At 38.0% G+C, this 19,538-nt stretch carries 14 protein-coding genes and 1 tRNA gene; 6 read left to right on the top strand and 9 right to left on the bottom strand.

Features of this window, described 5'->3' with window-relative positions; genetic code table 11:
• Positions 1-4: 4 nt before the first annotated feature.
• From H8744_RS15925 to H8744_RS15915, 3 genes are all read right to left on the bottom strand, one after another.
• Positions 5-808, bottom strand: a complete 804-nt coding sequence (locus tag H8744_RS15925) for a class I SAM-dependent methyltransferase (protein WP_262435785.1) — start codon at positions 806-808, stop codon at positions 5-7.
• 376 nt (positions 809-1,184) lie between these two features.
• Positions 1,185-1,673: a DinB family protein gene (locus H8744_RS15920; protein WP_262435784.1), complete on the bottom strand. Its 489-nt coding sequence runs from the start codon at positions 1,671-1,673 to the stop codon at positions 1,185-1,187.
• 82 nt (positions 1,674-1,755) lie between these two features.
• Positions 1,756-2,589, bottom strand: a complete 834-nt coding sequence (locus tag H8744_RS15915; protein WP_262435783.1) for an AraC family transcriptional regulator — start codon at positions 2,587-2,589, stop codon at positions 1,756-1,758.
• Positions 2,590-2,918: 329 nt separating this feature from the next.
• Between H8744_RS15915 and H8744_RS15910 the strand changes: the two genes are divergently transcribed.
• From H8744_RS15910 to H8744_RS15900, 3 genes are read left to right on the top strand one after another with little or no spacing between them, the layout of a single operon-like run.
• A complete protein-coding gene (locus tag H8744_RS15910; RefSeq protein WP_262435782.1) occupies positions 2,919-3,233 on the top strand; it encodes a helix-turn-helix domain-containing protein in 315 nt (104 codons plus the stop codon).
• Positions 3,220-3,513: a DUF3876 domain-containing protein gene (locus H8744_RS15905; RefSeq protein WP_149918051.1), complete on the top strand. Its 294-nt coding sequence runs from the start codon at positions 3,220-3,222 to the stop codon at positions 3,511-3,513. Before H8744_RS15910 ends, H8744_RS15905 begins: the two co-directional genes overlap by 14 nt.
• 53 nt (positions 3,514-3,566) lie before the next feature.
• A complete protein-coding gene (locus tag H8744_RS15900) occupies positions 3,567-3,860 on the top strand; it encodes a helix-turn-helix domain-containing protein (protein ID WP_002560566.1) in 294 nt (97 codons plus the stop codon).
• A gap of 283 nt (positions 3,861-4,143) precedes the next feature.
• Here the strand turns inward: H8744_RS15900 and H8744_RS15895 are convergent, their stop codons facing one another.
• A complete protein-coding gene (locus H8744_RS15895) occupies positions 4,144-5,364 on the bottom strand; it encodes a site-specific integrase (RefSeq protein ID WP_262435781.1) in 1,221 nt (406 codons plus the stop codon).
• A 242-nt stretch (positions 5,365-5,606) separates the two neighbouring features.
• Positions 5,607-5,679: transfer RNA gene (locus H8744_RS15890), tRNA-Lys, on the bottom strand.
• Between the two features lie 232 nt (positions 5,680-5,911).
• On the opposite strand from H8744_RS15890, the gene ettA reads away from it, so the two are divergent.
• The 3 genes from ettA to H8744_RS15875 all read left to right on the top strand — a co-directional run bounded on the left by ettA (position 5,912) and on the right by H8744_RS15875 (position 13,169).
• Positions 5,912-7,606 carry an energy-dependent translational throttle protein EttA gene (ettA, locus tag H8744_RS15885; RefSeq protein ID WP_262435780.1) on the top strand — a complete coding sequence of 565 codons (1,695 nt, stop codon included), beginning with the start codon at positions 5,912-5,914 and terminating at the stop codon, positions 7,604-7,606.
• Between the two features lie 216 nt (positions 7,607-7,822).
• Positions 7,823-10,609, top strand: a complete 2,787-nt coding sequence (locus H8744_RS15880) for a TonB-dependent receptor (protein ID WP_262435779.1) — start codon at positions 7,823-7,825, stop codon at positions 10,607-10,609.
• Positions 10,610-10,631: 22 nt separating this feature from the next.
• On the top strand, positions 10,632-13,169 hold the full coding sequence (locus tag H8744_RS15875) for a single stranded DNA-binding domain-containing protein (protein WP_262435778.1): 2,538 nt from the start codon (positions 10,632-10,634) through the stop codon (positions 13,167-13,169).
• A 123-nt stretch (positions 13,170-13,292) separates the two neighbouring features.
• Here the strand turns inward: H8744_RS15875 and H8744_RS15870 are convergent, their stop codons facing one another.
• From H8744_RS15870 to H8744_RS15855, 4 genes are all read right to left on the bottom strand, one after another.
• Complete coding sequence (locus H8744_RS15870; protein WP_262435777.1) at positions 13,293-14,381, bottom strand: endonuclease/exonuclease/phosphatase family protein; 1,089 nt, start codon at positions 14,379-14,381, stop codon at positions 13,293-13,295.
• A gap of 98 nt (positions 14,382-14,479) precedes the next feature.
• Positions 14,480-17,146: a hybrid sensor histidine kinase/response regulator gene (locus H8744_RS15865; RefSeq protein WP_262435776.1), complete on the bottom strand. Its 2,667-nt coding sequence runs from the start codon at positions 17,144-17,146 to the stop codon at positions 14,480-14,482.
• 34 nt (positions 17,147-17,180) lie between these two features.
• Positions 17,181-18,380: a glycosyltransferase family 2 protein gene (locus tag H8744_RS15860; RefSeq protein ID WP_262435775.1), complete on the bottom strand. Its 1,200-nt coding sequence runs from the start codon at positions 18,378-18,380 to the stop codon at positions 17,181-17,183.
• A gap of 15 nt (positions 18,381-18,395) precedes the next feature.
• Entirely contained in the window at positions 18,396-19,538 is a 1,143-nt protein-coding gene (locus H8744_RS15855) for a glycosyltransferase family protein (RefSeq protein ID WP_369411074.1), read from the bottom strand.

The raw sequence follows: 19,538 nt of genomic DNA, 5'->3' as shown, positions 1-19,538 counted from the left end.
CATTTCACTTTTCTGCAACTATGAAAATTTCACTGCTTGATGTGAAATTGTTCTTACCGAGTAAATCTCTATAAATTGTTATTTTGCGGAATCCGACCTTTTCTAATATGTCTGTTATTTCTTTCTCTGAATAATATCTTTCCCAAATAATAAAATGTTTGATTGTTCCTTCGAGTAGCAAGTTATGTTGATATGCAAATACTTTGTTCTTAGGATAATGGAATGTTTGGCTCAAAAGCAGATATTCTTTTTCATCCCAGAAACCACCTTGAGGTGCATATTCCCAATTTTTATTTTCCCGTCTGTCACTAATTATTCTTTCTGAGAAAACATCAAAAATAAAAGTTCCGCCATTAGTAAGAGAGTGATATATATTATTCAGTAACCGATCACGGTCACTATCGGAATGAGTTCCCATATCACAATAGATCATTGTTATAGTATCGTACTTGCCATTGGGGTAATCATTAATGTAGTCATTCAGAATGTAGTTTATTCCATTCCGTTTTCTTTTAGCATACTCTATTGAAGACTTATTAAAGTCAATACCTGTTACAATATAATTTGCATCTGCAAAAAGTGATGTATATAATCCCGGTCCACATCCCAAATCAAGTAAATGACTTTTAGGTTTTGAATGTTTAAGAACAAAATTTACTATCTTTAAAACAGATTCTTGCCTTCGGCTAGCTTCATCAGACTGAAAATCGAGATGTTTTTTTAATATTTGCTGCTGAATATAAGGATCAGTCCAAATATTATGATTGGACTTTTCAAATAGAACTGGTTTTTTGTTGATGATTCTCATTTGTATTTTGAATATTTGTTATTTTAAAAATCCCATAATAGGATAAGAAATACAACTATCCGTTACAAACATAGAAATTTACGCACCTTTTTCGGGCTAAAAATAATATTGCTAAAATGTTAGGAAATGATACGCAAACAAGTAACAGAAAGGTTTTCTGCTACAACAAAAAGTTTGTATGGATAGAATATCCGCGTATCTACATATAGAGTGTGTTGGTTCAGTGTGCTAAAATAGCGATTTCTATTTAAATAGCGATATATTTTAATGTTTTTCTGAAAACAAATTTGATGGGTAACTCTTTTTCACGAGTTCGATAAAATATTCTATGAATTATACTCCAATATGTTATACTTGTCGCAAATAACTGCATAGTTTATTGAATAGTGCTTTCAGCTAATTCATGAATTTCTTTCATATGCAAGTGTAAATGATCTAAATAACCCTCTATCATTTCTTTTAGTGTAACCTTAGTTCCTTCAAAATCACACCAGTAATTATCTAATTTCGTTACATCTACGGAATGAATAACGTGAATGATATGTAAATTATAAAACTTCCATAATTGGATTAAGTTAGCCCAATCTGTATTTTGATAATCTTGCAGAGCTATCCACAGGTCATTATCCTGACGATAATCAGGGAAAAAAAGCAGGTCTTTGCTGTATTGCAGGCGCACCATTCGTTGGTGATTGTTAGATGCCGAATCAATCAAATGACCGAGTATCTGCTTGATGGTACGATTCTGCCTGTTTATTCTTTGTGTTATCACTTCTACAGACAAGTCGTTTAACAACCTCTCTTCCGTTTCAATAACCTTTGCAATTCCATCGGTTATATAGCTAAAATTAGTTCTTTGTATCATGTTTCAGTTTTAAATTCTTCTGCAAAAATAAGGCTTTTGCCTATCGTTCACTTGTAAAAAACTGACTTTATACAAATCGAAGCTATGCAAAACGATTGGATGTGATAACATTAAGCCTACAGTCTTCGGAGAAGAATGTAGAATAAGGAGAATGGGAAGATAAATATTGAGTTGGCGAACAACCTGAAAACTCCTTAAAGTCCTTTACCAAGTGCGAGGGATCATAAAAGCCACAGGAATAAGTCAGATCTGCAATCTCTATTTCCGGATTATTCTGTAATAGATACAGAACTCGCTGAAAACGGACTACTCTGTAATATTCTTTAGGGCTCATCCCTACATGGTTGGTAAATATTCTTTTAAACTGCCTATATCCTAAACAAGCACTTTCAGCAAGAGTATTCACCTCTATTTGCGGTTGATTGATTATTTGGCTGATAGAATTCTGTACCCTTTTGTGATTGTAATCTATATCAATCAGCCGCTTCATGAGAAAAAGTTCGATAAACTCAATACAAGTCTGAACGTTGCTTTCACTGGAAATGGCATTTTTAAGATGGTTTAATTCTATATCCTCTAAATCTTCAATGTCTATGTAACGGTTATATAAGTCACTCATGGGACATTGTATAAAAGGGGTTAAGCCCAAGGGATGAAATATAATAGCAATCATATCAATATTGCCCTTAGAAGCTAAACTCCCATAAACAGAAAATTGCCCTCGAATAAAATTCTTTGGCTGTAAGCCCTTTGATTGGATATTCAAATTATCACCTCGATGAAAAACAAGATGTACACAGCCCGATGGAATAGTTTGAATCCTTACCGGTTCTATTTCATCGGTCTTTAGCACCCAATAATATTTAATATATTGGGAAAGCGATAGTGACGGATATAGAATTTCACTTTCTCTCATTTCACACCTATGTGTCTACTGAACATATTGCGGTAAATATAATGCTTAATCTCCGCATTACAATAATGAAGCAAATAAAAACAGGCTATAGACTATGATGTAAGTTCATAACTAGTTTTCTGCGTCCTTTTATCTGTTTTATTAAGTGATTCTGATAGTGAGTTTGCTATTTTAACTACCCCAGATTCTTATATATATATTTAGGTAGTTAGACATTAGTAGCTTTATCCTACCACTTCCAGACAGTTTGGAAAACGGCTCTTGATTCTTCTTTCATTTGCTGGTGAAATAGAATCAATACGTTTTATAAACCATTAAAAATTAAATGTATGGAAGTAGTAACCATCGAAAAAAGAACATTCTCGTATGTCTGCGAGAGGTTCATGGAGTTTGCCAAACAAATAGAAAGTTTGTGCAGTACTCATACTCAAAAAGTAGAAAACTGGCTGGATAGTCAGGAAGTGTGCCTGTTGTTAGGTTTTAGTAAACGAACGCTGCAATATTACCGAAGTAGTGGGCGACTGGCTTATTCTCAAATAGGGAGCAAGATTTATTATAAGTCTTCCGATATTGAAAGAATTATTGCAGAAAGCGAAACACAGAATCAATCACCCAAACAAATCATGCCTTATGAAAAGAACTAAAAAAGATTATCCGTCCTTCAACCTGTTTTCCATTGTCGGCACATGGGAAAGCATTAATCTGAATCCTACGGTTATCATCTACCGGAACGATAAAGACTATCTTCTTTCTATTATATATGTATCGGAAACGACCAAACAGGCTTCACCCGCTACTTATGAGATACAGCAAGATGGTATCCAGTATTTTATTGCCACTGCATTTAAACGGCTTTATATAGATTATGATCCGGCAAAAGATGTACTTAGCATCTCATCACTTGGTGACTATCTGCGTAACTAATCAGCCATATAGCCATCTTGAAATCAATATTTCAATAAAACAATCTTTCAATCATGGAATTAATAAATAAAGATACACCGCAAGTCAAAGAATTTATTTCTTCGCTTGATTCAATGCTGAACGGTATTGAATCGATTGTAAAGCACTATAAGCCCCACTTGAACGGAGAACGATTTCTTTCCAACCATGAAGTTTCCAAGAAACTGAATGTCAGTTTACGAACTCTGCAAGAATGGCGAGATACAGGTCTAATCCCCTTTATCCAGATAAAAGGCAAAATCATCTACCGCCAAAGTGATATTGACAAATTGCTTCAAAAACACTATTTTGAAAGTTGGAAAGAATAACCTACCACTCTCAAAAACATTGTTTTTCGGAGTTTAATTTGAATCATTGACTTTTCCAGTGAAGTATTTAGTCTGTGCAAGTCTTTAGATGAAAATACGCTCGAACATAGTGAGAGGAAGATTTTCTTCTAAACCGAAGGCTTGGACTTGAACAGGCTAAATACGGAATTTACCTTTGTCAATGTTTCATATTGAGTTCTGGAAAACTTACTTTAAAAGAAAAGGATTGAGAAAATGAAATTCATTCTTCCCAATCCTTTTTCAATATTAGCTACTATCTTTATTATATAGCCAATTCCGACAAACAGCTATTTACTTTCTGCATATCCTTTAGAATATTCTGATCCAGTATTCGTGCATAGTGTTTAGTTACGCTGGTATCTGCATGACCTAACATCTTTGCTACATTCTCCATGCTTACGCCATTCGCTAGGCAAATGCTTGTGGCATAGCTATGACGGGCGGTATGAGTGCTAAGATTTTTCTGAATTCCGCACACATCTGCAATTTCTTTCAAATAACTGTTCATACGTTGATTGCTCAATACAGGCAATAGTTTTCCGGTACATTCTGCCACATCTTTATATTTATCAAGAATAGAAGCTGCCACAGGTAGCACAGGAATGTTACACATGACTTTTGTCTTTTGGCGGTTCTTTCTTATCCAAAGTTCTCCTTTATTATCTTTTACCAGATGTTCATGCGATAAATCTTTAACATCGCTGAACGCCAAACCTGTAAAGATGCAGAAAACAAAAATATCTCGCACCTGTTCTACTCGTTTAATACTGAACTCTTTTGCAAGAATGATTTTAATCTCGTCCATCGTCAGGAATTCAGGATCGGTTTCTTCTAGTTTGAAGCGATAGTAAGCGAATGGATCTTTTTTAATCCAATCGTTTTCTAAAGCAATGCGGATAATTTTTTTCAAGTTCTTCAATCGGGTGATAGCGGAGTTTTGCGCACAGCCTTTTTCAATCTTCAAGAAAGCATCAAATTTAGAAATGAAATTCGCTTCTAAGTTATTCAAGGCAATATCCGATAGCTGATATTCTTTCTTAATGAATTCCTCTAAATATCGGGTAGTGGTTTCATACCGTTGTACCGTCTTACTAACAAAGTCTTTGCCGATCAGCTTACGGATTTGTTCGTTATGCTCCCTGAATACCTGCAATAGCGTTTTGTTATCTTCGTCCACACCATAATATAACTTTCTCACAAGATCAACGGTGATAACCTTGTCGGAAGTTTCCAGTTCCCTATAAATTTGGTGTATGCGTGAGCGTGTGATTTCTATGTAATGGTTCAGTTCCACCGACATACGGTCTTTTCCTTTTGAATTCTCTTTTGCTTGATTCCATAGGTTTGCGGGACAACTTCTTTTGATAGAAATATCTACCATACAGCCGTTTACAGTAATTCTCATGCACACAGGTGCTTCTCCGTTCTTTAATAACTTGGCTTTTTTGATAAAGAACAAAACAGAAAATGATTTTCTAGCCATTTTTACATTGTTTTTAGAGTTACAAAACTATGTATTCTCTTCCAAAGTACGACCATGCAAAATGCTATGAATCAGTGAGAAATATGCAAATTCGTGGGACTTTTTCGAACTAAATTTTAGTCCCACGATTTATCCACCGATAATATGCTTGAAATGGATATTTTCTGCTACCTGCCAGAAAAAAGAAATCCCTGATAATGTCTGATTATCAGGGATTTGCTTGGTTTTTCTTTTGTTTTCAGTGATCCGCCTGGGGCTCGAACCCAGGACCCCAACATTAAAAGTGTTGTGCTCTACCTGCTGAGCTAGCGAATCGATCCTTGTTTGCTGTTAAGCGGGTGCAAAGATAGGAAGTTTTCTTTAAAAAACAAAAGAATAAGTCTTTTTTTGGAATAGGTTGTTTATAGCATTTATAGTTGCGTAAATATCTTTTTGAGAACCATCCGTTTACTTGGGCGGTTCGTTTTTCCTTGGGCTGATATATATTTCGAATAATTTACGTACATTTGCCCTCAAATAACAAATTATACATTATTATATAATAGGTATGGCAACAGTAGATGATAAGAAGATTATTTTCTCGATGGTAGGAGTGAGTAAAACATTCCAAAACAATAAGCAAGTATTAAAGAACATTTATCTTTCCTTTTTTTATGGGGCAAAGATCGGGATTATCGGTCTCAATGGTTCGGGTAAATCTACTTTATTGAAGATAATAGCCGGACTGGAAAAGTCTTATCAGGGAGAAGTGGTCTTTTCACCGGGTTACTCAGTTGGATATTTAGCTCAGGAACCGTATTTAGATAATACAAAGACGGTTAAAGAGATTGTGATGGAGGGTGTTCAGCCGATTGTTGATGCGCTGAATGAGTATGAAGAGATTAATCAGAAATTTGGACTACCTGAGTATTATGAAGATCAAGATAAGATGGATCAGCTATTTAGTCGCCAGGGAGAATTGCAAGATATTATCGATGCGACAGATGCATGGAATTTGGATAGCAAATTAGAACGTGCTATGGATGCACTTCGTTGTCCACCCGAAGATCAGTTGGTAGAGAATCTTTCCGGTGGTGAGCGCCGTCGAGTGGCTCTTTGCCGTCTTCTATTACAAAAACCAGATATTCTTTTACTAGATGAGCCTACCAATCATCTTGATGCTGAATCTATTGATTGGTTGGAACAGCATCTTCAGCAATATGAAGGAACGGTTATCGCAGTTACTCACGACCGTTATTTCCTTGATCATGTGGCAGGATGGATTCTGGAATTGGATCGTGGTGAAGGTATTCCGTGGAAAGGCAATTACTCCAGCTGGCTTGAACAGAAAACAAAACGGATGGAAATGGAGGAGAAAACTGCTAGCAAACGCCGAAAGACACTGGAACGTGAACTTGAATGGGTGCGTTTGGCTCCGAAGGCTCGGCAGGCAAAAGGTAAAGCTCGATTGAACTCATATGATAAACTAATCAATGAAGATGTAAAAGAGAAAGAAGAAAAGCTTGAGATATTTATTCCAAATGGTCCTCGCTTGGGTAATAAAGTTATAGAAGCCAAACAAGTAGCTAAGGCTTATGGTGATAAATTACTTTTTGATGATCTGAATTTTGTACTTCCGCCAAATGGAATTGTTGGTATTATTGGCCCTAACGGTGCAGGTAAGACTACACTTTTCCGGTTGATTATGGGATTGGAAACCGTGGATGGGGGAGAGTTTGAAGTAGGCGAAACCGTGAAAGTAGCTTATGTGGATCAACAGCATAAAGATATTGATCCCAATAAGACGGTTTATCAGGTGATTTCTGGAGGTACGGAGTTAATCCGTATGGGTGGTCGTGATATCAATGCCCGTGCTTATCTTTCCCGTTTTAATTTTTCCGGTGCTGATCAGGAGAAACTTTGTGGAGTGCTTTCCGGAGGTGAACGTAACCGTTTGCATCTTGCTATGGCTTTGAAAGAAGAGGGCAACGTTTTATTGCTTGATGAGCCGACTAATGATATTGATGTGAATACGCTTCGTGCCCTTGAGGAGGGTCTTGAAGATTTTGCCGGATGTGCTGTTGTGATTTCGCATGACCGTTGGTTTCTTGACCGTATCTGTACGCATATCTTGGCTTTTGAGGGAGATTCCAATGTGTTCTATTTTGAAGGCTCATATTCAGAATATGAGGAAAACAAGCTAAAACGACTCGGAAATGAAGAACCAAAACGTGTCCGTTACAGAAAGCTTATGAATGATTGATATCAGTGATAGTCTGATAGTAAATTTAAATATATGATAATAAATGGAAAGCTTTGCAGCACAACTGCAAGGCTTTCACTGTTTTATTTTGCAATAAAATGTTGACTCTCCTTAAAAAATGAAATACGAACGTAACGTAATTCTAAATCTTATTAATTATCTTTGTGTCTCAAAACAATTATTAATTAACAATTCTATTAACTAACAAACAGAATTATGAGAAGACATCTAATTCATTTCCTGCTGGTTGCAATACTGACAGTATGCTCTACTGTTACAGCTTTTGCTCAGACTACAGTGAAAGGTCAAGTTGTGGATGCAGAAAACGGTGAACCATTGATTGGAGCAGCCGTAACCGTTGCCGGTACATCACAAGGTAGTGTTACCGATTTGGATGGAAAATTCAGCCAAAAGATTGGTCGCAATGAAACCTTGAATATTAAGTATCTTGGATATAAAGAATTTAAGAAGAAAATCAATGTGGCAGGAACGGTTGATTTAGGAGTAATAAGATTAGAACCGGATGCAGTTGCATTAGGGGACGTTACCATTACTTCATCAGTAGCAGTGGCTCGTAAGACTCCGGTAGCAGTTTCAACCATTAGTCCTACGTTTATCGAGGAAAAATTAGGAACACAGGAATTTCCGGAAATATTGAAATCTACTCCGGGTATTTATGCTACAAAGCAGGGAGGTGGTTATGGTGATTCTAAAGTAATCGTACGTGGTTTTAAGACAGAAAATGTTGCAATGATGATAAATGGTGTTCCTATGAATGATATGGAATGGGGAGGCGTTTATTGGAGTAACTGGGCAGGTCTTTCTGATGTGACTCGTTCTATGCAGGTACAGCGTGGATTGGGAGCTTCAAAAGTAGCCGCTCCTTCTGTTGGTGGTTCTATCAACGTTATAACTAAGACTGTTGATGTTAATAAAGGAGGATCAGTTTCATATGCATTGGGAAATGATGGCATGAATAAAATTCTGGTAAATGTTTCAACCGGATTAAGCAAATCAGGATGGGCTTTGACATTGATGGGAGGAAAAACTTGGGGTAACGGTTATGTTCAAGGAACTGAATATGAAGGTTACAACTGGTTTATTAATGTTACGAAACGATTTAATGAAAACCATCAGTTATCCTTTACCGGCTTTGGCGCGCCACAGTGGCACAATCAGCGCAACAGCAAAGATGGGCTTTCTATTGAAGGCTGGCAGAAAATTGCTAAAAATTATATGAATGGTAAAAGTCCTTATAAATATAATCCTTCCTATGGTTTTGGTATAGACGGGCAACGTAAGGTTTCTGCATATAATGTTTATAATAAGCCTCAATTGTCATTGAATCACTTGTGGCAGATAAACCAAAAATCCAGCTTGAGTACAGCGTTGTATGCTTCTATTGGTCGTGGCTATGGATACGCAGGACAAGGATCGACCACAGCCGATCGTAACAATTGGTACGGAAGTAACCGTGGTGTCCTTAATATGACTTTCCGCAATGTAGACGGAACATATGCCTATGATCAGATTTATGATTTGAATGCTAATAGCGAAATTGGTTCTGTTATGGCCATGTCTCAGTCTAAGAATTATCATAATTGGTACGGTTTGCTTTCTACTTATACTACTAAGTTTGGTGAGAATTTTGATTTTTATGGTGGTATTGATTTCAGATATTATAAAGGTACACATACGAATGAGTTAGTGGATTTATATGGCGGTAAGTATTATGTTGATTCAAGTTCACGTAAAAATGTTTCTGTAGAAAATAATTCCGCTGCAGCTGCCGGAAGTGCTTATGTTAATCAGAAATTAGGAGTGGGTGATGTAGTATATCGTGACTATGACGGTTATGTCGTATCGGAAGGCATCTTTGCACAGGGAGAATATAATTTAGATAAACTGAGCGCATTTGTTGCCGGTTCTATTTCTAATAATGGATATTGGCGGTATGACCGTTTCTATTATGATGCTGCCCATGCAAAATCAGATGTTGTCAATTTTATGGGCTGGACTGCTAAGGGCGGTTTAAACTATAATTTAACTGAACAACATAATGTATATGGTAACATTGGTTTTATAAGCCGTGCCCCCTTCTTCTCAAGCGGCGTGTTTTTGAATAAAGAAACCAGTAATGCCTTGAATCCGGATGCTGTAAATGAGAAGATATTCTCAGCAGAATTAGGTTATGGCTTCCGTTCGAAGTATTTTAGTGCAAATTTGAATATCTATCATACTAAATGGATGGATAAGACTATGGCAAAATCTACCGATATTTCTTTTTATGACGGTAATATAAATGAAGAATACGATCCTTCAAAGAATGTATCCAATGCCCGGGCAGTCATTAATATGCAAGGTGTTAACTCTATCCACCAAGGTATAGAATTGGATTTTACGGCACAACCTCTTCGTTGGCTTAGCATAAATGGTATGTTCTCATATGGTAACTGGTATTGGGCTAATGATGCGGAAGGCCAGTTTACTGTAGATGGACAATTTATAGCCAGTACAACAATAAAAGATGCTGACGGTAAAGATCAGCCTGTAACGGTTGATGCTTATAAAAATGGTTTGAATCCTTCTACAATGAAATTGAAGTTGAAAGATGTAAAAGAAGGCGGATCGGCTCAATTAACAGCTTATTTAGGGGCTAATGTAGAAATAACCAAAGGATTGCGTATGGGGCTTGATTGGACACTTGCTGCACGTAATTATGCAGATTGGTCTTTAAGCTCAAGTGATATTGCACTTGATGGTACGAAGGTTTTTGAGACGCCATGGCGTATACCGACTTATAGCTATTTTGATTTGAATGCAAGTTATAGCTTCAAAGTGGGAGGAGTAGGTGCCGTACTCTATGGAAATATCAATAATATTTTCAATCAGGAATACATTGCTGAAGCAACGGACGGAGATAAACACGACTGGCAGACTGCTTATGGTGTGTTTTATGGATTTGGACGTACCTTTAGTGTCAGATTAAAAATTAATTTCTAACTTAACTTAGTAAATAGAGATTATGAAAAAGAAATTTTTATTTGTAGCCTTAACAACATCCTTATTGTTTGTGGCTTGTGACTATAACAAGGATAATTTTGAAGGGTTGGATGATGCAAGTCAGATAACAGATGTAAAGAAGGTTGAATATACTCTGACAAAAGCGGATTATACAGCCATTGCAGACAATAAAGCAAATAAATCATTAGCTAAAACGTTGGAGACAGAATTTCCTGGTATAACTACTGCATTAGCCAATGTAAAAACTAAGAATTATATGACTGAACTAGCCAGTTCAGAAAAGTTCTTTCCAAACTTCATTGCAGAAAAATGGTATACAGGTGATAAAGGTTCGGCAGTCAAGTTGACTTATGACAAGTTAATAGATGCTCCGGCATATCTTGCCCAAGTGGAAGGTGCAGAAGCTTATAAATTAAAGGATGCCGATTATAGTATGGCATGGGATGATAAGTCATATTCTTATTTCACACCGGCTAAGCCAGCCTCTACTTTTGTTCCGCGTATTTTGAAGAATACTCAGCCTGACGCTCAGGCAGGAGATTACGTCAGAGTAGAGTACAACTTCTCTTCCAATGAACCTTCCGGTGATGGTGGTGAAGTGGATCCCTATACTAAAATAGTTGATATAATTAGTGGGGCTGACGGAGAATATACAGCTAAAGGAAGTGTACTTGCTACTTATTCAAGAGGCTTTTTACTTGGTGACGGTACCGGTTCAATATTAGTGTATCAGTATGATATGCCCAATGTCTCTCTAGGTGATGTTGTAGAAGTAAAAGGTACGACTAGCAAGTATTCTGGATTAAAACAATTCTCAAATACTCCGGCTCCTGAGGTTACAAAACTGGAAGTTGCTGAAAGTTTTGAATATCCTGCTTTTGAATCAATGGATGGTGCTGCTTTGGATACATATCTTAATACACCGACTTTAAAGGCTGCCAGCTATACAGGTAAATTAATCCTTGACGGTAATTATTATAACATTACAGAAATCGAAGGCGCGGCTAGTGCAATCGGTACATTCTCATATCCGGTTGCAGGTATTGTAGATCCTGAATTGGTAGGACAGAAAGTAACGGTTAATGGTTATCTGATCGGAAGTAATGTCAGCAGAAATTTAGTGAACACGATGGTTGTTAACATAGCTGCTGCCGGAACCACTCCAACAACAAAATCTATCGGTGAAGTTGCTTTGGCACCTGTTGGAAAATATAATGTTCGTGGTCAGGTTGTGGCTACTTATGGACAAGGTTTCCTTATGAATGATGGTACTGGTTCCATTCTCGTATTCCAGAAAGCCGCACCTTCGAATAAAATCGGAGATATCGTGTCCGTATCGGGTGATATTTCAGTATATAATGGTTTGAATCAGTTTAAAGAAACTGCTACTGTCACTAAAATAAATAAAGAAGATGTATCTGTCACTTATCCAAAACCTTTTGAAATGTTAGGTGAAGATGTGACAGCTTATGCTTCTGCACTGTGTGTACGGTATGTTACTTATAAAGGAGAATTGATTATAGGTACATCTGGTTCTGGCAATAAGATCTATAATATTAAAATTGATGGTACTGATTTGCAAGGAGCTATTTCTTATCCTCAGACAGGACTTATTGATGAAAGTCTCGAAGGGCAAGAGGTAATTGTAACGGGCTATACTATTGGTGCTTTTAATAAGAATTTTTACACAATTGCAACTTCAGTTGTGGCTTCAACTCCTGCTAATCGTGCTAAATATGCCACTCGTGCTTCTCTTACTGAGAAGATGTATGCGATCTATCAATTTGATGGAAGTGATTGGAACATTGCTGACGATATTGCAGTAGTTAATCCTTCCGATTATGAGCAAATGGGTATTTCTACCAACAGCTTCTCTTCTTCTTATAATCCTGATAATTATTTGCCGCAATTTATGGGACTAAAATTCCCATATGCGCATGAAGGGGATGCCAAAGCAGCTGTTTATTTCTATAATACAAGTACAGGTACGACCACATCCGCTGTAGAATATGTATTGACTAATGGAGTGTGGACGAAGAATACAAATATTGTTACTGTAACAGACCAATTTGTGTTTGATGGTGAAAAGTGGAAATTTGATCCGAGTGTCACGATTCGTCTTACCAAAGGCGATGCTGATTCTAAAGCTTTCTTGAAACATGTTGTTGAATGGGTAAAAGAAAATAAGACAGATAGAGTTTGGGTTGATAGTTATGGTACTGCTGAATTCTATTTTGGATGTTCTTCTTATTATGGTAATGTAGAAATGTCTCCTAATTACCTGAAGCCTTATTATCCCGATATGTCAGATGAAGAAATGGTTGCCGAGGTTAAGAAACATATTGCTGAAGGAGCCTTTACGAGTGCCCTTGAAGCGACTTATCCTGATGCCGACCTTGTTGCTGATGTAGATGTCTATTATACAGTGACATTTGATGTACACAAAGCTGAAGGTGCCGGTGTATATACTATGAAATATATAGTTACCGGAAAAGGTCAATTTGAGGCAGTGCCAAATTCCCTTGAAGAAGTAGAGTAGCTAACTCTTTATGGATAAATATAAAAACCGTCCCAGCTGTTGGGGCGGTTTTTATTTTGTGGAGTTTCTGTAAGTAACGATATCATCTAATATCGATTTATTGGAATTAAGTTTATAGATGGATTAATGAATGTCAGCAGTCAGTTCTACCTTCATCATTACCGGTTTATGATCACTGTAGTCCAAATACGGAGAGACGTAATCTTCTACCTTGAACTCTTTCGAGTGAAAGATATAATCAATCCTCAATAATTTTTTGAAATAACGAAAAGTATACATATACCCATGACCAGCGGATAGGAAGCCATCCGAAAGTTTAGTGCCTTTCATGATGTGGTATGTATATGAAGAGGGTAAAGAGTTGAAGTCACCACATACCAGTGTGGGGTAGGGGGATGCTGCTATAAGTTTTTGCATATGCTCGGCTTGCGTGGCACGTTTTATGAAATTCTCTTTTAACCCTTTTGCTAGTTGTAACGTTGCATATTCGGTACCAGTGATATTTTCTGTATGGAGTTCCTTTTCCAAACGAACTTTATTGCTGCTCACTTCAGTCGTTTGTAAGTGGTTATTAAAGATACGTATATTTTGCCCATTGATGTCAAGATCGCACCACATGCTACAATTCTTGCTATCCGGATAAGTTACCAAATGAGTGTGTAAAATAGGATACTTGCTGAATACGGCAACTTGGAGAATAGCCTTTCCATCGGTCGGTTGGGGGATGGCAACATAATGCCATGCGGAAAAAGCAGCTTTTATACTATCAATGCTAAACTCTTTGACCGCAGCAAATTCTTGTATGCATAGGATGTCCACCTGCTCATTCTTCATGTACCGGGCTATTTCTTTGCAAGTATATCCGGTCAGGTCTCTGTTGAAGCCATCTACATTATAAGTGCTTACTATGAGTGTGCTTTTTGATACATTGGGATTAGAAAATCGGAGGACTCGGCTCATATATCCCCAATTGCCAAGGATTGCAATAAACGGAAGAAGTAGCCAAATACGACAGCGCATACACCAATAGATTATCAACCCTGCGTTCAGCAGTAGCAATACCGGCATTGCCAATCCGATAAAGGCCAGTATGATACATTGTGTTGGAGATACAAACGAGGATAAGGCTCCTGCCAATGTGATGATTGACAAAAGCCCTGTTAACAAGATTGATAAGTAATAAAAAAGTTTTGATACGGCTTTTCTTCCCATAATTGTTCTAATGTGTTATCTTTTCAGTTCAACAGTAAATGCAATAAGTTATTTATAAACTAATGTCTGTTTCGAATATGTGAATAGAGAATTACGATTTAGATTCCTAAATGCTTTTTTATTATTACTTTTAGTTTATCTTGTGCAATCGGTTTCGGAATGAAATCCGTGCAACCTGCATTTACTGCGGCATTCCTGTCATATTCATATGCATACGCACTTTGCGCTATAATCGGTACGTCTGTAGAAAGTTCACGAATAATTTTCGTGGCTTCCAATCCGTCAAGATTAGGCATCTTGATATCCATCAATATAAGATCCGGTTTTACTTCGTTAAAAAGGGTTACTGCTTCTATACCATCACGCGCACGTACCAGATCGTATGTTTTTCCAAGTATGGCATTCAGTAAATCATAATTGCTATCTGTATCTTCTGCAATAAGAATGGTTGATTTTTGTTTCTTTTTGTTAGCTGAAGCTGGCTGGGGAATGACATCGGATGGATTTATATTCTCCTTTTTAGACTCTATGTTTGACTGATAAGAAGTATCGTTTGTGACCTTCTGAATGAGAGTCTCAGGATGAGAAGATGTATCCGGTAACCAAAAAGAAAAGGTTGTCCCTTTACCCAAAATAGATGAAACGGTAATGTCTCCCCCCAATCGCTCTAAAATAGTTTTGCAGATAGATAATCCCAGGCCGGTACCTTGTGCCGTATTATTCAATTTCATGAAACGTTCGAAGACCTTTCCGACTTTATCCGGAGCAATGCCTGTTCCGGTGTCAGTGACATGGAAAAGGATTCGGTTGCCGTTTTTGTGGTATCCATAACTGACACTTCCCTTTTCTGTAAATTTGAAAGCATTCCCTATCAGATTGGAAAATACCTGGAATATACGGTTCTTATCTGATTCAATAATGATTGATCCGTCGGAAGGTTCAAAAATAAGATCGACACCTGGAGGAGTGCGGAAAGTATGTGCTTCGTAAATCTCTTTACACAGTCCTTCTAACCGTACAGGGGTGTAAGTAAACTCGACTATGCCTGACTCAATTTTTGACAGATCGAGTATCTCGTTGATTAGTGTCAATAAGCGTTCATTATTGGCATCTACTATTTCGTAATATGCTTTTCTCTCCTCGGCATCCTCGCTTTCGGCAATGATGCGTGAGAAACCGACAATGGCATTGAGCGGGGTACGTATCTCATGACTCATGTTTGCGAGGAAAGCAGACTTGAGGTTGTCCGAGGTCTCCGCTTTTTCCTTAGAGGCCAACAGTTCCCGTTTCATTAGTTCTAATTGGGTTATATCCCATTCGATACTGATGATGATAGGCGAAAAGTCCTCACTTTCCACCATGATCTTTTGCTTGTCGAGAATCAGCTGCTTGCTGTTTTTATCTCTCACTTCCAAAATAAAGTGTTTCCCCTTTTTAGTGTTGACAATTTCTTTGTCCTCCATGCGTTTTTCTTCTGCTATTTCTCGAGGATAGAAGTCGAAATCATTCATTCCGATGGCATTTTCCACTTGTATTTCACGGTTGTAAGATTCCCGGTTCCGGTAGATATACCGAAAATCATTATTGATATCTTTCACAACGATGCCTGCAGGAAGATGCTCTATGATTGTATCCATGATACGATTCATCCTTTTGATTTGCGATTCATACCGCAAGCGTTCTGTGATGTCATGGGTGAACGACCAGTAACTACTTTCTCCTTCATCGCTTGTCACATGGTAGAGCGTACCTTGCGATGCCAATACTTCTTTGTTATTTTTCTGAGGATGATAAGCAATAAAGTCTGCACTTTCACCTGGCTTGACCTGTTTGTATCTCCTTTGCCAGGCTTCCAGTGAATGCAAGTCGCCTACTAGATCGTATACTTTTAACTTACCAAGATCCTGATTTTCCGGAACTTGATGATTCTGCTTAAATTGCCTGTTCGCAAAGATGATGCTTCCGTCTTCCCGAGCGGCAAATATACACTCTTTGGCGTTGTTGATGGCATGAGTCAGTATATTTATATCATTCCGATGACGTTGTATATCTGTCACATTTTGTATATACCCTTCCAGATAGACACTTCCGTTAGGACGCAATTCTCTAAGGCAAGTTTGAATGCGAAGATAGAAGATTGTATTTTCGTAATAGATTCTATATCCAATACTATCTTCATTGAACTCCTCTTCGTTTTTATACAGCCATTGGCAGAAAACTTCTTTATCTTCTTCCACAATATAGTCCATGTATTTATCTATTGGGATTGATTGTGGTTTGTCGGTACAAAAGATCTTTGTAAATCCATTATAGTAGAAGATACCCTCCTCGCTATTGTATTTCCATTGTCCGATGAGTGCTGCTTTTTGTATCTCCTTCAATTCATGGTTGGTTCGTTCCAATTGCAGCTTTACGTTGCTTCGGGCAGTTATGTCCCGGTATTGGCACAAAACCATATCGTCATAGGGATACATTATGCATTTGAAATAGTATACTTCCCCCTTTAGCTCTAATTTATAGTTCTTACTGATACTTTTTTGCTCTTTCAATACATGCATAAAGTTTGGAGTAATTTTCCTGCGTGTATGGAGTGGTAGTAAACTGAATATGTCTTTTCCCAGTAAATAGTCTTCCTGCAGAAACCAGAGGTCGCTTTTCGTCTTAACATCTACACAAAGTCCCTCTTTGGACACGAGGATCATTGTGTCTGCTGTTAGTTTTAAAATTCTCTCTGCATTGTCCGCGTCATGCAATATTCGTTTCATGACTTTATTAGATTTAAAATTGTTATTATACTTTTTATCTTCCTCTTTTCGCTTTTTCCCATGCTCCTATTCCATGCCTTTTTCTCAAATAACCGATTCCTTTCAGCACGTTAATGTTCATAAAAAGGAAATAGTAGGGAACGAAAAGTATTTTGTTTTTGATTCGTTTGGTTGAAAGGTAGTATCCTCCAAGTGCTAGGATGTAGAATAACATTTGTAACACAAGGATTGTTCCGTATAAGACGGGAGTGGCTCCCATGACAACTAACAGTATATTTACCGGTAGTAACAGAAACAGCAATGCCGGAGCAACTGACCATCGGAGTACCCGGTGGGATATATATTGGAAACTCAATACTCCGTATCGGAAAGGGTTTAACAATGAACGTAACCTCCAGATAGATTGCAAGCCGCCCGCAGCGATTCGTACTTTACGTTTCTCTTCCTCATGCATATCCGCTGAGCCACTTTCAATAGCATAAGCTCCGGTGCAATATGCGATACTATGTCCTTTCATTGCTATGCGTAGTGAAAGAATGAAGTCGTCCAATAATGTATCCCTCTCCATCTCACAGAATAGTTCACAGCGAACGGCAAATAATTCTCCCGCTGCACCTACTGTAGAGTAAAGTCGTGCGTCCAGTGCTTTCAAAGCCGATTCGTATTTCCAATAGATGCCTTCCCCTCCGGCAGCAGCTCCGTCTTTCGTTTGCACAGCGATTCGCTTTTCTCCTGCTACGCAACCTACGTGCGGGTCTTGGAAAGCTTTCACGATTTCGCGGATAGCTTCCCGGTTTATCATCGTATTAGCATCTGTAAATACGATGATAGGTGTGTCCACCATCTTCATTCCCCGGTTCATGGCTGCCGTTTTTCCTTGGCGTTCGGGTTGAAAAAGCAGGGTTGCTTTGCCATTCCAATGAGTAAGAAGTCGTTCATTGGTGCCGTCATTGCTTCCGTCTGTCACCCATACAATATGCAATCTATCTGTAGGATAGTCTAATGCCAGTGAGTTTTCCATTTTCTCATCTACGACTTCTTCTTCATTGAAAGCAGTGATGAATAGAGTTACTTCGGGTAATTCATTCTCCGGTGGCAGGCTACGGACTGGTGACTTAACAAAAAGCTCTTTAACCTTTACAAGCAGATAAAGTAGAATGCCATAGCCCAAATAAGTGTAAAACACAATGAAAAGGGCTATCCAGAAAAGTATTTCAATCCACAGAGTATTCATAGTATTGATTATTTGTTAGTTCTTATAATTGATCAGATGGTCTGAAGTTGCTGTTTGTATCACTTTTTGCATTTGATTTGTCCATGATAAATCGAGGATTGATCCTCTTATCTGTTTAGGAGATACCGACAATGATCTATAAAACTTGACTATCTGTTTGATATCTATGGGGCTTTCATCTGCCGGAACTTTCAATACATAGGGTTGTCGATCGAAATCTTCATCCGTCTCCGAGTAAGTAAAAGCCAAGCCACGAGCAGCATACTCTCTGTTTTTTAATGTTTTTATTTTATCTATTCCGCTTCGGTGGCGGGCAAGGCTTCCGATACCGAAATCTGACAACTCGAATAGTTCTTCCAATTCTTTACCGTGACGCGCTCCATGCATGATGACGTAATTTTCCAGTTTGTTTTCTCGGATGGCAGGCAAGATGTCTTGCCGTTCGCGCTCACCTGTCAGATCTCCCACTAAATGGAAATAAACTTTAAAATCAGGATTGGTGCGGTAATATTCAGCCAAACCGTGAATCAGTCGGTCGTATCCGTGCCAGTAATGTACCTCCGCCACACCGATCAGATGGAGTTCGCTAGGATTATTGTTGGACTGTTTTTTAAGCGGTATGGCATCAAAGTCTACTCCGTTTGAAATACGTATTGTGTCGGCACCGAATATATTACAGGCATCAGAAAATGTAACGATTGCATCCAGATGACGTGCAAGTCTATTGCGAAAACATTTATCCACCATCAACTCCAATTTCATACGAAAGGTGATATATTCTTGATCATAAGGGTAAGTAGGTATCTCCATTATAACTTTAGTTCCTTGGCGTTTCAATTGTTTCACCATCTTGATGGTGAATGGATTTGCATTATGATACGAACGAATGTAAACGATGTCGATACCTTCTCTGCGTGCATACTCACATATAGGATGAAATGAGATACGTTTTTTTATTTTTGCCATTTTACCTGTGCCTAGATCGGCTATTACCTGTTCTTCCGCTTTCCAAAGGCGATGTCCATCGGGAGCGATGTCATAATAACACAAACGTGTATCTGTTCCGCAAGCGCGCAAAGCTTTGACTTGGTAACGTATTTTTTTGCTGATACCGTTTGCCTCATTGAATCCATGGAAAATGAGGAATAGTATCTTTAT

The organism is Jilunia laotingensis (assembly GCF_014385165.1).
GTDB lineage: Bacteria > Bacteroidota > Bacteroidia > Bacteroidales > Bacteroidaceae > Bacteroides > Bacteroides laotingensis.
Note: the sequence above shows the minus strand (reverse complement) of the source record. Positions and strands in the feature narration are given on the sequence as shown.